Annotated in this window: 14 protein-coding genes and 1 tRNA gene; 3 read left to right on the forward strand and 12 right to left on the reverse strand. The window is 35.4% G+C overall.

Going from position 1 to position 16,000, the window contains the following annotated elements; all coding sequences use genetic code 11:
- Positions 1-80: 80 nt before the first annotated feature.
- The gene (locus RRY75_RS07205; protein ID WP_332491809.1) at positions 81-593 is read right to left on the reverse strand and encodes an adenine phosphoribosyltransferase; all 513 of its coding nucleotides are present in this window, start codon (positions 591-593) and stop codon (positions 81-83) included.
- 16 nt (positions 594-609) lie between these two features.
- Entirely contained in the window at positions 610-2,922 is a 2,313-nt protein-coding gene (gene recJ, locus RRY75_RS07210) for a single-stranded-DNA-specific exonuclease RecJ (RefSeq protein WP_332491806.1), read from the reverse strand.
- 136 nt (positions 2,923-3,058) lie between these two features.
- Between recJ and RRY75_RS07215 the strand changes: the two genes are divergently transcribed.
- Positions 3,059-3,421: a S1 RNA-binding domain-containing protein gene (locus RRY75_RS07215; protein ID WP_332491805.1), complete on the forward strand. Its 363-nt coding sequence runs from the start codon at positions 3,059-3,061 to the stop codon at positions 3,419-3,421.
- A gap of 104 nt (positions 3,422-3,525) precedes the next feature.
- On the opposite strand, the gene RRY75_RS07220 is transcribed toward RRY75_RS07215, so the two are convergent.
- The 9 genes from RRY75_RS07220 to RRY75_RS07260 all read right to left on the reverse strand — a co-directional run bounded on the left by RRY75_RS07220 (position 3,526) and on the right by RRY75_RS07260 (position 13,792).
- Positions 3,526-3,708 carry a tetratricopeptide repeat protein gene (locus RRY75_RS07220; protein ID WP_332491803.1) on the reverse strand — a complete coding sequence of 61 codons (183 nt, stop codon included), beginning with the start codon at positions 3,706-3,708 and terminating at the stop codon, positions 3,526-3,528.
- Positions 3,709-3,870: 162 nt separating this feature from the next.
- Positions 3,871-5,493 carry a glycoside hydrolase family 43 protein gene (locus tag RRY75_RS07225; protein ID WP_332491802.1) on the reverse strand — a complete coding sequence of 541 codons (1,623 nt, stop codon included), beginning with the start codon at positions 5,491-5,493 and terminating at the stop codon, positions 3,871-3,873.
- A gap of 51 nt (positions 5,494-5,544) precedes the next feature.
- Entirely contained in the window at positions 5,545-8,403 is a 2,859-nt protein-coding gene (locus RRY75_RS07230; protein WP_332491800.1) for a glycoside hydrolase family 38 C-terminal domain-containing protein, read from the reverse strand.
- 433 nt (positions 8,404-8,836) lie between these two features.
- Positions 8,837-8,909, reverse strand: a tRNA-Lys gene (locus RRY75_RS07235).
- A 499-nt stretch (positions 8,910-9,408) separates the two neighbouring features.
- The gene (gene secF / locus RRY75_RS07240; RefSeq protein ID WP_332491798.1) at positions 9,409-10,350 is read right to left on the reverse strand and encodes a protein translocase subunit SecF; all 942 of its coding nucleotides are present in this window, start codon (positions 10,348-10,350) and stop codon (positions 9,409-9,411) included.
- 3 nt (positions 10,351-10,353) lie between these two features.
- Positions 10,354-11,622, reverse strand: a complete 1,269-nt coding sequence (gene secD, locus RRY75_RS07245; protein WP_332491797.1) for a protein translocase subunit SecD — start codon at positions 11,620-11,622, stop codon at positions 10,354-10,356.
- Positions 11,623-11,702: 80 nt separating this feature from the next.
- Positions 11,703-13,058: a thioether cross-link-forming SCIFF peptide maturase gene (scfB, locus tag RRY75_RS07250; RefSeq protein WP_332491795.1), complete on the reverse strand. Its 1,356-nt coding sequence runs from the start codon at positions 13,056-13,058 to the stop codon at positions 11,703-11,705.
- A gap of 113 nt (positions 13,059-13,171) precedes the next feature.
- Positions 13,172-13,309 carry a six-cysteine ranthipeptide SCIFF gene (gene scfA / locus RRY75_RS07255; RefSeq protein ID WP_053986115.1) on the reverse strand — a complete coding sequence of 46 codons (138 nt, stop codon included), beginning with the start codon at positions 13,307-13,309 and terminating at the stop codon, positions 13,172-13,174.
- A 72-nt stretch (positions 13,310-13,381) separates the two neighbouring features.
- On the reverse strand, positions 13,382-13,792 hold the full coding sequence (locus tag RRY75_RS07260) for a TIGR04086 family membrane protein (RefSeq protein ID WP_332491790.1): 411 nt from the start codon (positions 13,790-13,792) through the stop codon (positions 13,382-13,384).
- A gap of 97 nt (positions 13,793-13,889) precedes the next feature.
- On the opposite strand from RRY75_RS07260, the gene RRY75_RS07265 reads away from it, so the two are divergent.
- Positions 13,890-14,726: a PHP domain-containing protein gene (locus tag RRY75_RS07265; protein ID WP_332491788.1), complete on the forward strand. Its 837-nt coding sequence runs from the start codon at positions 13,890-13,892 to the stop codon at positions 14,724-14,726.
- A 56-nt stretch (positions 14,727-14,782) separates the two neighbouring features.
- Positions 14,783-15,229, forward strand: coding sequence for a hypothetical protein (locus RRY75_RS07270; RefSeq protein WP_332491786.1), 447 nt, complete (start codon positions 14,783-14,785; stop codon positions 15,227-15,229).
- An 86-nt stretch (positions 15,230-15,315) separates the two neighbouring features.
- Here the strand turns inward: RRY75_RS07270 and RRY75_RS07275 are convergent, their stop codons facing one another.
- The gene (locus RRY75_RS07275) at positions 15,316-15,954 is read right to left on the reverse strand and encodes a hypothetical protein (RefSeq protein WP_332491784.1); all 639 of its coding nucleotides are present in this window, start codon (positions 15,952-15,954) and stop codon (positions 15,316-15,318) included.
- Positions 15,955-16,000 lie beyond the last annotated feature (46 nt).

Raw genomic sequence — 16,000 nt, forward strand, 5'->3', positions numbered from 1 at the left:
CATGTTAGAATAAAAATTCAATGCTATTGTATATAAAAAGACACGTAGTGGATGGCTACGTGTCTTTTTATTTGTCATAATTAGTATTTAAGTAAGGAAACGATATTTTGTCCACCTAGGATTTCTCTACCGTTTAGTTCCTCAAGTTCAATGAGATAAACAATTTTCACAACTTCCCCACCGAGTTTTTCGATGAGTTCAACGATAGCTTTTGTTGTACCGCCTGTTGCAAGAAGGTCATCTACAATGATTACTTTTTGGCCTGGTTGGATTGCATCAATGTGCAACTCAATTGTATTACTACCATATTCTAAATCGTAGCTTTGGCCAATTGTTTTATAAGGTAATTTGCCCGGTTTTCTAACAGGAACAAAGCCTTTTTGAAGTTTGTAAGCTAAAGGTACTCCAAAGATGAATCCTCTTGATTCTGGTCCAATAACGAGGTCAAAATCTACATCTTGTACTTCTTCTGCCATTTTATCGATAGATTCTTGTAATCCTTTAGCGTCTTGTAAAAGTGGTGTAATATCTCTGAATAAGATACCTTCCTTTGGGAAGTTTTCCACATCTCTAATTAATGAGTATAAATCCATTTATACGTCCTCCTGTTTACCTCTTTTTCATACTTTGTGCAAAATCTTGCAACCTCATGTAACGTGTTGAGTGTTCGAGTTTTGTTTTGTTGCCTTGTAATAAGGTATAGATAACTTTTTCCTCTACAAGCTCATAAGCTATAAGCTCAAGCTCTGTAAAGATGTCTAATATCTGTAACAGTTTGTATTCTGTCATATCATAACTCATAAACATTTCCACTATCTTGTGTAAATAGACACTACTATTTTGATGCTTCAAGTACTTATAAACTGACTTGCAGTCTGTATAACTAGGTACCATTTTAGATATTTGCAAAGTATGTTGTTCCAAAGAGGTATTCAAACACCTATAGGTTCCTTCACTTGTAAAATCCCACTCGTAACATCTACTGTTACGCATATGAGCTTTACTAGGCATCACAAAAATAGCTGGTGCCTCTTGTAAAGACCAAAAATCATTATAGCATATTTTAGATAAGATAGTAACTTTTTTTTCATGTTTACTTAGGGAGGTAAATATTTCCATCAAGCTTTTCTCTGTAAATACGGACAAACCAGTAGGCTCAGCGTCTACCGCCTTTACTAGTTCAAGCTTATTGGGCATCTTAGGCTCCTTACACACTTCATAAAGCGCACGATAATACTTACTCTTTAAAATAGCCTGCTCTGAAGACATGACATCTTTAATGCGTAGTTGAACGGAGACTTTGTTATTCCATACATTTTTGCTAATTTCACAAGCTACAATGACTTCCTCCCCTTCACTTAAACAATCTGCCAGTTCACCTTTGTCAAACCCAATGGCATGTAAGACTGTATGATTGCTTTGAATCGCCAGTTTTAAATGCTTGTCACCACCAATTTTTTGAGCGTATTGAACTAATCCCCTTACTGCAAAAAGTGGTGTTGGGTTGCAAACGCCAAAGGGCTCCATTTGCTCAAGTTCTTCACATACCCCTATGGATATCTCTTCTAGCTTTAATTCTAAGTCAATCTCAAGGCCTGGTGTCAATAATTCTTCATTTAATTGAGTTTTGCCATAGGTGTTCAAATCTCTACAAAAGGCTTCTAGCCTATCTTCTTCTAAAGATAGGCCTGCTGCCATCTCATGTCCTCCAAACCTTGTCAAATGCCCCTTCACATAGTTAAGTGCTTCAAAGATGTTAAAGCCTTCTACACTACGTGCAGACCCTGAATAAATACCATTTTCTAAAGTAAGTACAACGGTCGGTTTGTAGTACTTGTTCAATATTCTAGAAGCTACAATTCCAATTACCCCATGATGCCATTCTTTGCCCGCTACAATGATGATGTCTTCATGCTTCGTATCTACATGAGCCTCTATATAGGCCTCTGCTTCTTTTAAAATTTCTTGTTCCATCTCTTGACGCTTTTTATTCTCTAAGTCTAAAGCTTCTGCTATAGATTTAGCACGCTCTTGGTCTTTTGTTGTCAAAAGCTCTACACCTATCTTAGCATCACTAATACGTCCTGCTGCATTGATACGTGGCCCTAACTGGTAACCTATCACATTGGAAGTAATCTTCAGTTCTCCATTTTGTACAACTTCTAAGAGTGCTCTTAAGCCTAAATGCTCAGTCTCTTTCATTTGTTTAAATCCTAAATACGTAATCACACGATTTTCTTTTTCTAAAGGGACTACATCTGCTATCGTACCGAGTGCTACAATATCAATGTATTTCCATATTTTATCTTCTACATTTTCCTTAAGGGCAATAGCATGGATAAGTTTGAAGGTTACCCCTACTCCAGCTAAGCTATCAAACGGATATGTAGTATCGTGCCGCTTAGGATTAATCACACAAAGTGCATCAGGTAGTATCTCTTGACATTCATGGTGGTCTGTAATAATCATATCTAATCCTAATTCTTTTGCGAAGGCTACTTCCCCTGTTGCTGCAATTCCTGTATCCACTGTAATGACTAAACTTGCATACTTACTAATCTTTTCAATTGCACCAACATTAAGTCCATATCCTTCTTCCGTTCGATTAGGAATATAATAAGAGACACTATATCCTTGTTCACTTAAAAACATATATAAAATAGATGTACTTGTTACACCATCTACATCATAATCTCCGTAGATGACAATATGCTCATTGGCAAGTTTAGTTTGCTCAATACGTTGTACAGCCTTATCCATATCGTTGAGCAAATAGGGAGAATTTAAATTTGCCTTTGAGGGTGTTAAAAAGTCTTCTATTTCTTCTACATTTTGGATTCCACGTCTATACAAAACTTTATTAACGATATTTCCTTGTCTTGATTCTTCTTTTCTATGCCACTTATATCTATTTGGTAACAATACTTTTTCACCCTCTCTGCTTCGTATTATTATTATAACATATTTTTTATTAGTCTTTATTTATTTTTATATCTATACAATGCTTTTATTCATGTGATATAATTTATACGTTATTTACTATAATAGGAGTGTTATCATGACTGAAAAATTTCAAGTAGGACAAATTATTGAGGGTACAGTAACAGGTGTTAAAGCATTTGGAGCATTTGTTTCATTAGACGAAACAACTCAAGGGCTCGTTCACATTTCTCATATCACTCATGGATTTTTAGAGAATATAGCTGACGCTGTTAAAGTGGGCGATATTGTGAAAGTAAAGATTTTATCAATCGATGCTACAAGCGGTAAAATTTCTCTTTCTATGAAAAATGCAAAACCAGGTCCATCAAGACCACCTAAGAAAGAAATTCCACCTGCAGATTTTGAGACATTAATGAAGGGCTTTATGAAAGATTCTACTGATCGTCAAACTGATATCAACAAAAGGCTTAATCGCTAAGGGTTTTAGGAAAAGGACAAGTAAAAGTTACTTGTCCTCTTTTTGTTACCTAAATTTTAGTTTACCTATTCATTTTGTATTTCCAAGAAGCTTTTCAATACGCTCTAGAGGCATATCTGTTTCGGTTCATGCGTATAAGCTTTTTTCCAATACTCGAAAGCCTCTTCATACTTTTCACTATCTCTACATAACTTACCTGCTATCGTTGCAAGCCAGAAGTTACTTTCAAATTGGTCAAGTGCTTTCGTTGTGAGCTGCCATGCATCTTCTACTTTGCCAACTTGCATATATGCTACCTCCAATGTTTTGAAGATAGCATATGAAAATATATCATTTAAAACGAGACGTGTTTGAGAGTACGCTTACAAAAAAACCATCACTATCGAATCTCGGCAGTGATGGTTTTTTCATTTCTCTATCTAACTATTGAAACATGCTTAAATACATAATTAGTTCGTTTTGTAGTCAAAGTAATCAAAATCAGCGTATTGTGTTCTATTTTGACTATCAATACAACACATCCCTATAAATGCCCCTGTAAACCCATCACAGTAATCATCCGAGTACAATGAATTATCAAATGCATCTCCTATACGCTCCCATTTGACATCATCATAGCTAAAGTAACCTCTAATCCATCCACTTCTAATAGTAATTTTAAGGTATATCTTTCTATCTTCTTGTAATAAAATCCTATGTGATTTATTTTCATCTTTTCTGCCTTGATCTACTTTTGTAATACCTAAGGCTTTTCCACCTAACGATTCACTGTGATAAATTCTAAAATAAAGATAATTACAATTATCATAATACACTGCTAAACCTGAAGATTGTTGAAAATACTTAGGGGTAAAATCAATACAGGTAGACACCTGTAAATTAAATGCAGTCATCTTCCTACCTACAAAGCTCACACGATTCAATGAATTTAAAGATTCTTGCCCTCTTAGTCTAAGACATTGTCTCTCCTCTATAACTTCCGCCCAACCTTTTCGGGATATTCTAGGCGTATAATAGTTGATATTCCACCCTTGATCAAAATTATCTCTTTCCTCTTCTTTTTCCCATATATGTTCTTTTAAGTTAGCCTCAGGCACTTGTATTTGAGCGAGATTACCTTCACCTTCTAGCCTAAGCCATCCATCTTCTGTCCAATACATTTTTTGAATGCATGTTTCTCTCCCTAATGTGCATCTTAATTCAGGCTTATAAGGTCTGCTACTATGATGCACTAAATAGTTCTCTCCATTTTGTGTTTCTATCCAAGATGCATGTCCGGATTTTTGAAGTTCACTATTGGGATTATAAAGATAAGGCTTAAGATGCCAAGAATCATGTCTGCTATAAAAGTCATGAGCGGTAGATGTTAAAATGGGATTCATTGGGTCTGGTTCATATTCTCCAAGGATAGTTTTTGATCTACCCATGGTTACACAATGACCATACCCCGTCCCACCTTCTGCACACATAAGGTAATAATATTCTCCTCTTTTATAGATATGTGACCCTTCTACACATCCGCGATCTGTCCCACCTCTCCAGATTCGTATTGGTGTACCTATTAATCGTTTTTCTTGTGTACTATACTCTTGAATTACAATAATACCTGGTTGCTCATAGCCTTGTCTTGATTCCCACTCTAGGTTAGTTACCCATTTTCTTCCATCCTCATCATGAAACATAGAAGGATCAAATCCTGATGAATTGAGATAAACAGGTTCACTCCATGGTCCTTCAATTTCTGGTGCTGTAATAACATAATTATCAATATCAAAAAACTGTGCTGACGTAGAATGCATAATACTGTACACCAAATAGAACAACCCATCTTGCTTACACCAAGTTAAGCAAGGTGCCCATACACCTTTAGAAGGCCCTAATCTTCTTAAATCTAATATTCTTTCATCTGTTAAAGCATGAGTATGCAACTTCCAATTTTTCAAATCCTTGGACAAATAAATTGCAACGCCTGGAAACCATTCAAATGTAGACGTCGCTAAATAATAATTATCATTCCGCCTACAAATACATGGATCCGGATTAAATCCTGGCAAAATAGGGTTTTGTATCATCTTATCTATCTCCTAAGCTTGCTTAAATTTTTTGTTTAAATTTTTAGTGACTCAAAATCTAACTTTTAATGACTTAATTTGATATGGTTTTGTTTTTACAGTAATCTTATTACTCTCAATTCTCATAGCTTCTGCTTCTATTTTTCTTTCTAAGAAGTCTACTTCATGTGCCTCTACTACATGCTCTGGACACACTACACTAACGAAGTTTGATTGTCCACTTGTTTCATAAAAACGCACAATCCATGCTTTTTCATCACTCTCAGTTCTTTTGATAGCACTTATAACAACACCCTCTCCTTTTATACTAAAGAAAGATTGGCTTTGTGGGAGTGTACCTATTTGAGCCGGTTTACAGTTAATCACATCTACTGCATGATTAAGAAGTATACCCGTTTTTTGAGCTTCTTCCACTGTTCCATATCCTAATCTGAATTCAAAAACATGTGTTCCTGTTTCTGGATGTGTATCAGGATTTTGAGTACTTCTTAAGAGACTAAGTGCTAAACTATTTTCTAACCCTCTATATCCATATTTTGAATCCGAAGCAATATAAATCCCCTGATTTTCTTCACAATATGCCATTCCATAGTAAATAGCCGGTACATCATCTTTTAATATTCCACGTTTTATACTACCCATTGGTACATCATAAATAAACTCACCGGTATGCATTTTGATATTTACTTTATAGTTCAGTTGAGGGACATATTTTTCATCACCAATTTCATTCCACACTGCCTCTACATGATACTTCACATTCTTTGCTTCTCTTTCAAGTGATACTGTAACCTGGAGACGTGATACGCCTATTTCTAATACATAACTAAGTGATTGAGCAACTTCACCTTTACTCATCTTAATCTTAGTAACTTCTTTCTTCACTTGATTAATAGATACATAGTTACCCACAATCCAGGCATTAGCCTCAGTAGCATCCTCCTTAATATAATTAAAATCTGCTCCTTCTTCTGTAAGGTACTCAACTTGTTCTTCTTTATTGTATAGAGATTTGAGCACTAGGGTATCCACATCAAATGTAGCTTTTACATACTCATTTTCTAATACATAATCCAAATATTCATTTGTACGTCTATCCTCTACTAATGCTGATTGTCTGCTGATTGAACTATTTTGTGTTACACGAATCGTATCATATCCATAGCTTGGCAACTTCACCTCTAATAATACTTTAGTGTACCAATGCCCCCAATATTGATTATAATCTTGTCCTAATTTTTCAAAACGAAGTAACTCATTCTTAGAATTAAATATCTCTAATTCGTCCACATCTGATCTATAGTCCCAAATCAATAGTTCCACATACCTTGTTGCTTCATAAGCAGTGTGATTGAACAACGTGTATAATCTTGTTTCTCCGCCATATCTTGCTGTTTGTGCTAACCCTAAATTGAATGAAACACCGGTATTACCAATCATACGCGCTGGATGATTTCCTACACCAGCACCCTCTGCTGTCTCTCCTAAATGTTTCTCTCCCCCCTCAATTCCTTGAGTATCTATATGGCTTACAATATACTCTAATTCTGCTTTACGTATTGTATTCGCTTTTGCCATGATATTTTGAAATTCTCCTAAAGCATATTCTCTAGTAAAGTTAATACCACAACCTGGTAACACATCATGGAACTGGTTAAATAATGTTTTATGCCAGCTTTTTGTTAAAGCGTCTTTTTGATAAGGTCTATCTAATAATACATGAGATAAAGCATTTACATATTCTGTATCTGCTAAAGTATTTTCACTATAACGATTTGCCATCTTAATACGAGAAGAAGAAGTAAAACATCCTGTTAATGTAAAGTTAAGTTCATGATCTACTACTGGAAGATTCTTTTCGAAAGGCTCTACTGTTTTAAAATAGTCATGATATGTACTAAATTTCACAGTAGGATAAATGGGCCAATAATTCATATCCTTCATTTTCTCAATATCTCTTCGTGTAGGTCCACCGCCATGATCTCCTACTCCGTATACAAATAAACTATCCTTTAGCCCTAAGTCTTCACATATTTTAGGTACATGTATCAAGGCATTTCCTGTAATTGAATTCCCATACCAAATAGGCTCTCTATAAGAAAGTACACTTGCTCCTGATGGTGCTTGCCATTTGTATAATGTCTGTTCATCAAGTCCACGACAATGATAATAATATTTCACACCACCATTTTTTAAGATTTCTGGAATATGAGCAGAATGACCAAAACAATCTGGCTCAAAATCCAACTGCAACATATCTACATCTATATCAAATAGCTTTGATAAATAATCTTTTGTATACAAAATATGTCTTGCAAAACTCTCCCCATTAGACATATTACGGTCATTTTCCACCCATGTAGAAGCAGCTAACTCCCATCTTCCTTCATGTACATATTTTTTAATTTCTTCTATCATTTCAGGGCAATACTCTTCAATAATTTTATAGGTAGATGCCTGAGACTGTGAATATGTAAAATCTTTATACTCTTTCAGAAGTTGTAGCATTGTTTTAAATGTATCAATTATAACCGATACTGTCTCATGCCATCCCCATAGCCAGTTCATATCAATATGTGCATGTCCTACGCAATGCACCGTATACTCACGTAACTCTTTTCCTATATGAGTAAGACTTCCTTCAACTTCTATAACATCTTCTTTAGTAATATAGCCATTTTCTTTCTTCTTTTTTAATAAAATATGGGATGCATGTTCTAGCTGCTCTTTGTAGTTATCTTTATTTTTAGTAAGCGCTAACTCCATAGCTACCCTCAACTCACTAAATATTCGTTCTTCCCAATAAGCGTTTTTTGTTTCTCTCTTAGGATTATTGACCTCTACCATCTGATTCCAATAGTTCCCCTCAAAATCATCTCTATAACTCATTAATTTATTATAACTATTCATCGTTTCATTCTCCTCACTTTGCAAACCTAATTCATTGGATTAATATGAAATAAATGGAACCGTTTAATTCTTCCTTTTAGATTTATTTACTACTTAATTTACGCTATAAGTCTCTGGTTATACATTAACTAATCTGTCATATATTCTAATTACACCTCTCCTATATATACTTTTATATATACTTTTATACATGTTTTTATCAACAATAGTATATCATAATTCATTAAATATATAAATAACAGTTTAAATACATGAATAGTCTGTTATTTCTTATTCTATATTCATACTTTTCCAAATAGACTACTCCAAGAACTGTGATTAATCTTTTAACACTCCTAATCAAATCTTTGATATAAAGCTATCTAAGTCTTGATAAATGCAAAGAAAGCACAAACTTTTATCCTTCTAAGTTTGTGCTTTCTCTTATTTTTAGTGAACCGTCTGGGACTCGAACCCAGGACCCTCAGATTAAGAGTCTGATGCTCTACCAACTAAGCTAACGATCCATATATTGTAGTACTAGCAATACTTTGCTCAATGGTACATAAGATTACTTTTTACAAGTACATTGGACTACCTTTATTATTATAATCTGATGCTCTTATATAGTCAATAAGTTTGTAGAATTTTTATATACTTTTTTATACATTTATAAATCTTGCGTATATCTCCAAGTGAGTTCTTCCCTCGCCCAGTTTATATTTGTCACTTTCCAAATAAAAAAAGCCCCAATTCACCACTGGCACCTATTATTTACTTTCTATTCCATTCAAAATTGAATATCTCTTTTAATTTGATCTCTATTATAGGAAAGTTTTTAAGCTCTATGCTCACCTCTTCATTATAATCTTTCGCTTCTTTATCAAGTTCAAGCGTAAAACATACAAATATAAAATTTCTATAAACGATATTTCTTTTCTACCTCTATAACCCTTGAAAAAATAAGCGCCCAAAAACTTAGTTTTTGGACGCTTTTACTGTTGTATAAATTATATAATTTAAGAATTATTTCTTTTTAGCTTTTGTTGTAGCTGCTTTGTCTTTGCTACGGTTTCTTTGGAACTTTCTCATTTCATACCATAGTGGACTGGCAATGAAAATAGATGAATATGTCCCTGCAATAATACCGATTACAAGTGGGAAAGCAAACTCTTTAACAGAAGATACACCAAATACGTACAGAAGTACAACCATGACTAAAGTTGTAATAGATGTATTGATTGAACGTGTTATAGTTTGTCCAACGCTCATGTCAATAACTTCTTCGTCACTGCCCTTGATTCTACCTTTGTTTTCACGAATACGGTCAAAAATGATAATTGTATCATTAATAGAGTACCCAATAATAGTAAGCATAGCTGCAATAAATGTGTTATTAAGAGGAATTCTAAATAACGCATAGACCCCTAACATAATTAATACGTTATGCATAAGGGCAAGTACAGCACTTGCACCAAATTTAAAGTCTTTGAATCTAAATGAAATATAAATAAGCATTAAGATTGCACCAAGTGCAACAGCTTGTAACGCTTTCATTTTAAATTCTGGACTGATTGTTGGAGAGAAGTTGTCATCTTTTAAAAGAATATCCCCTTTTTCTCCTGTTAGGTTATATTTTTCAGCTAAAGCATCGTATAACTTTGTTCTTTGCTCTGCTGTAGTTGGCTGCATTGTAATAATAATTTGTGTCTCACCTGTTACCTTTTGAATACGTGCTGCGGACTCTGGTAAGATTTCATTTACAAGTGGTAAAATATCTGTTTGTGGATCTACATCTACACCCAAATCCACCTGCATAACTGAACCACCTTTAAACTCGATATCATAGTTAAGCATACCTTGTCCACGTGCTGCATTAAATGGCATTGCTAGAAGTCCAATAAGAATGAGGACTGCAGAAAGTGTGAAGAATATCTTTCTTCTTTCGATAACTTTTAAATTATTCATCGCTTATGCTCTCCCCTCTTCAGCCTTTTGTTTGACACCATATAAAACTGGTTTATCAATACCCATACCTACTAGAAGTTTAAGCAATAATCTTGTTATAACAAGTGCTGTAAACATAGATACCACAATACCTACCGCAAGTGTTGTTGCAAAACTCTTAATAACCCCAGTACCTAATGTATAAAGTACTGCTGCTGCAATAAGTGTTGTCACATTACCATCTAAAATCCCACTGAAGGCTTTGTTGAAACCTGCATCAATAGATGAGCGTACAGTTTTACCTACTTTTAACTCTTCCTTAATACGTGTAAAGATAATAACGTTAGCATCTACTGCCATACCAATTGAAAGGATAATCCCTGCAATACCTGGTAAAGTAAGTGTTGAACCCATTAAACTAAGCACGATCATTAAAAGTCCCACATAGATAAGAAGTGCAATATCTGCTGCAATCCCGCTAAATCTGTAAAGTACGAGCATAAATACTAAGATAAAGATAAAGCCGATTAAACCTGCTTTAATACTTGTCTCTAAGGCACCCATACCAAGTTTTGCTCCTACACCATTTGAAGAAATATCCTTAAGCGCAAATGGTAGCGCACCTGCATTAATACGCTCCGCTAATTGTTTTGCGCCATCTGGCGTAAAACCACCTGATATCATACCATTTCCATCTGTAATATGAGATCTAATTGTTGCTGAGCTAATGACTTGGTCGTCTAACATGATAATAATGGGTTTTCCAATATTATTTTTTGTAAACTCTGAGAAAAGTTTAGTTCCCTCATCATCCATTTTTATAGATACCACTGGCTCTTGAGCACCCATATTATTGGTCGTGATTTGAGCTGTTGCTTCTTTAATGTTTTTACCTGTTAAAACTTCGTTTCCTGCTTCATCAAAGAATTTAAGCATTGCTGCTGCACCAATACTTTCTATTGCTGCTTGTGCATCTTCTACCCCTGGAATATCTACACGAATACGGTTGCTTCCTTCTTGCGAAGCATCTGCTTCTGTGTACCCCTCTTTGTCTAACCTTGTACGAATCATTTGTACTGCTGCTGCCATATCGGATTCTGTTGGATTCTCGATAGCTGCTTCATAAACAATGTTTACTCCACCTTGAAGGTCAAGTCCGAGTTTGATATTTTCAATACCAAATGTGTTCTTTTCCCCAAGCCCAAAGTAAGCAAGATATGAAAGACCGGCTGCTACAACTAACATAAGTACAAAGATCATGATACTTTTTAGCTTTTGATTGCCTTTATTCATTCCTTTTTCCTCCTTCGTGCCTTAAACTCACTAAATTTATTATATAATTTATACTCTTTTTAGTCAAATCTTCCTAGTGTTTATTCACTTAATTCTGCTTTTAAACCAATCGCACATTCAAGACGTTTCTTTTGCATGTTACAACCAATTTCATAAGTAGAGTTAATATCTCCATTAAAGTTGTAAGAGTTGGCAGCACATCCACCACTACAGAAGAATTTTGCCCAACACTCTGTACATTCTTGTTTACTATATACATTACATTTTTCGAATTTTTTACGTTGCTCGTGGTTTACAACACCTTCCCACACATCGCCCATTTTGAATTCTGGCATACCTACAAATTGGTGACATGGGTAGAGTTCTCCTGTTGGTGTTGCTGCAAGGTATTCTGACCCTGAACCACATCCTGCAAGACGTTTATGCACACATGGACCACCTGTTAAGTCAACCATGAAGTGGAAGAAATTAAAGCATTTGCCTTCTTCTTTATGACGACGTAGCATTTCTTTTGCAAGGCGTTCGTACTCACTACAGATCATTTCCATATCCCCTTCTTGAAGAGCATAGTCCATGTCAGCTGGTGCTACTACTGGTTCTACTGATACTTCGTCAAAGCCTTGGTCTGCCATATGGAGAACATCACTTGCAAAGTCTGTATTATGGTGTGTGAAAGTACCACGGATGTAGTATTGTTTGCCACCACGTTTTTCTACAAGCTTCTTAAACTTAGGCATGATCACATCGTAGCTTCCTTTACCATTTGCTGTTGGGCGCATATGGTCATTTACTTCTGGACGTCCATCTAAACTAAGAACAACATTATACATATGCTCATTTAAGTAGTCGATGATTTCATCACTAAGAAGTACACCATTTGTAGTCATTGTGAATCTGAAGTTTTTACCTGTTTGGGCCTCAATACTTCTGGCATATTCTACTACACCTTTAACCACTTCAAAGTTCATAAGTGGTTCTCCGCCAAAGAAGTCTACTTCGATATTTTTACGGTGTGCTGAATTTTTAGCTAAGAAGTCAATGGCAGCTTTACCTACTTCTAAAGTCATCATACCACGGTCACCATGGTATTCTCCTTCACCTGCAAAACAGTATTTGCATTTAAGGTTGCAGTCATGCGCTACATGTAAACAAAGTGCTTTTACAACTGGCTCACGGTCTAAGAAAGCTGGTACTAAGTCTTTGTATGAATCCTCTGTATCAAGCATACCTTCTACTTGTAATGTTTTAAGCTCTTTAATTGCTTCTTCTATTTCTTCTTTTGCATAGTCTGCTTCATATTTGGCTACAACATCCTCATTTGACATGGCAAGTACATCTTCTACGATTGCGTATGCAACATCATCAATAATGTGGATTGACCCACTATGGATATCCATTAAAATATTGGAGTCTTCAAATCTAAATTTATGTATCATATTCTTTTCCTTTCTATGTCGTAAGGCATATGTTGAATTTTAAGGTCTGGTTTAAAGGGTCATAGCATGAATTAAGCTTTCAACCGAAGTTGAAAGCTTAATTAAACTCAAACTTATTTTTCGCAAGCTTGATTTCCTACAGTACATGATGTTTTACATGCTGATTGGCATGATGTTTGACATTCGCCACATCCACCTTTAGCTGCACTGTTTTTTAAGTTTTTAGTGTTAAGTGTTTTTACGTGTTTCATTGCATTTCCCTCCTCGCTATAAACCTCAATTATTATACCATATCCTAAGATATTTGAAAATATAACTACGCATTATTTTTGATTTACAACAGAGAACATGCCAGCTAATGCACTGCTAATCAGTACAAGTACCATCATCATCACTACATAAGAAATGCCTAATCCTTTGGCCCCCCCTGTTGCAACTCCAATCAGCATAAAGATGATTAGATAACTAAGCCCTCCAATCAATCCCCATTTATAGCCTTGTTTCCCCTGTTGCTTAGCTGTGTCATACCCAACAAGTGCTGCTGATGCAATGGTACCTATAATGATAATCCACTTTTCAAAATTGGGTCCAAGATTGGTATATGTAATAAGTAGTGTTGCAAAAATAATAAAGATACCTGTTAACGCATATGCTACAAGATTAGATTTAAAAAGTGTCATACCAAGGTCACCTACATTGATGTTAAGTTTTTTCTTACTCTTATGTTTACTCATTTTTCTCCTCCTTATTATATGGCATTCTTATACATTTTACGTACAAGGTATCGGAAGTATGCTAAAATAAAAGTAATTTTATTAAAGGAGGTTATCTATGAAACGTATTGACTTGCACGTTCATTCAAATAAATCAGATGGTACGTTAAGTCCAAGTGAGCTTGCTATAAAGGCTCATGAAGTTGGCTTATCTGCTATCGCCCTTACAGACCACGATACAGTAGTCGGTGTTCATGAATGCCAACAAGTAGGTGCTCCCCTTGGCTTAGAAGTCATTCCAGGCATTGAACTTTCTGCTGATTATCATGGCAAAGAAATTCACATTTTAGGGCTCAACTTAGACTTAAATAATCCCATTCTTCACGAAACTTTAAAAACTTTTATAAAAGCTCGTGAAAAACGCAATCAGGAAATGCTTGAGAAATTGCAAGCATTAGGTTTTGACTTAACCGAAGATGACCTAGGCCCCCATGACCAACTTGCTGTCATAGCTCGTCCTCACTTTGCACGTGCGATGATGAACAAAGGCTATGCCCAGACAATGGATGAAGTCTTTGAAAAGTATATTACCCCTGGTAAACCTGCTTATGTGCAAAAAGCTGCACCAACTTTTCAAACATGTATTGACCTTATTCATGAAGTGGGTGGAAAAGCCATTTTAGCCCACCCTTATATCTATAAGTTTGTAAATCATAATCCACTTCCTCTGCTAGACGAGCTCCGTTATAACGGATTAGATGGTGTAGAAGTGATTTATCCAAAGCACTATGATCCAGAAGTCCATCGTCTTACTCAATACTGTACGAGTCATAATCTCATTATTACAGGTGGTAGTGATTTTCACGGTGACAATAAGCCACAGATTCAACTAGGTTCCGGGTATGGAAGTACCCAAGTGCCCTATACTTTACTGGAACAGTTTATAGAAAACTAAAAATCAAGCCTCAATCACCCCTTTAATACATATATTAGTATTAAAGGGGTGATGCTATGAAAAAAAATATCATGTTTGCTTTTTTCATCTTAGGGCTTTTTGTCCTATTTTTAGTCTACCGACAACACCCACTAGACTCTAACCCTAGAACGATTCAAAAAGTGGCTAAAAAGGCTTTTAATGGCCCTAATGCACAACTGATTACAGACTCTTATAGTTCTTACTTTACTCCACAAGCCTTTGAAACCTTTGTACAGCAAAAATACGCAAATAAATATCATCTTCTTGCTCATGCTGCTCACAAAACGATTATGCTTGAAGCTGTTACCGTCACCAAAGATTTTTCAAGCCCTATTATCTATCATTTCGACTTAAGGCTTCTCGTTACTGACCTATCTTCTAAGTCTATACATCTTACAGTTTCGGGGGATGCTCAGTTTGTTGAACATAAAATTGTTGCCATTCACTTTTTAGATGATGACCTGCTTCAACACTTAGAATAAGCGTTCTAACCCTCTATTAAACCTATAAAAATCCCCCACCCAATGGTCAGCTGCCATTGCATGGGGGATTTTTTATAGATTTGATATTATTTTTCTGCTGGTTGCTCTACTTCAATTTTAGCAGAGTACTCAAAGTGTCTAACTTGTCCATTTTGAAGACTTACTGTCACAAGAATGTCATCTTCATTGTTGTATTGGAATTTAAGTCCTGTATATACTTCATTACTCATCGCTTTTTCAGTTCCACTATATACAAGTTTACTTACATCTTCAATAATATTCTTGTCAATTAAGAAGTTCGTTGCACTCTCTTGGAGTGTTTCTATTTCATACTTTTGTGGCTCTGCCTCTAAGTATTCTACAACAATCGCACCTGTAATTGCATTTGTATCCGGATCCATACTTACACCATATGAATAAATTTCACCTGGCACTGGCTCACCCTCTGCTGTTCCTTTAATCATATTATTTCTGTGCAAGTAAGTCTGTGAAGGTAAGTCTACAAGAACAAAGTTCTTAGAGCCTTCCACTATACGTTCTACACCATCTTCAATGTTTGTATCAAAGTAAGTCACCATAGCTTCTTTGGCTACATTATAGAGCTCTTGTACCTTTGCTTCATCTTCAATCGGCTCAGTTTTTGTAGCTTCAGGACCCATACTACAACCTGTTAAAAAGGCACCTACTGCTGTAAGTATTCCTATTGTACATAAAAACTTTTTCATAACGTCCTCCTGTTATTTATTTCTAGTTTGTATTATAAATGTTATA

It is taken from the genome of Niameybacter sp., from assembly GCF_036655075.1.
GTDB lineage: Bacteria > Bacillota > Clostridia > Lachnospirales > Cellulosilyticaceae > Holtiella.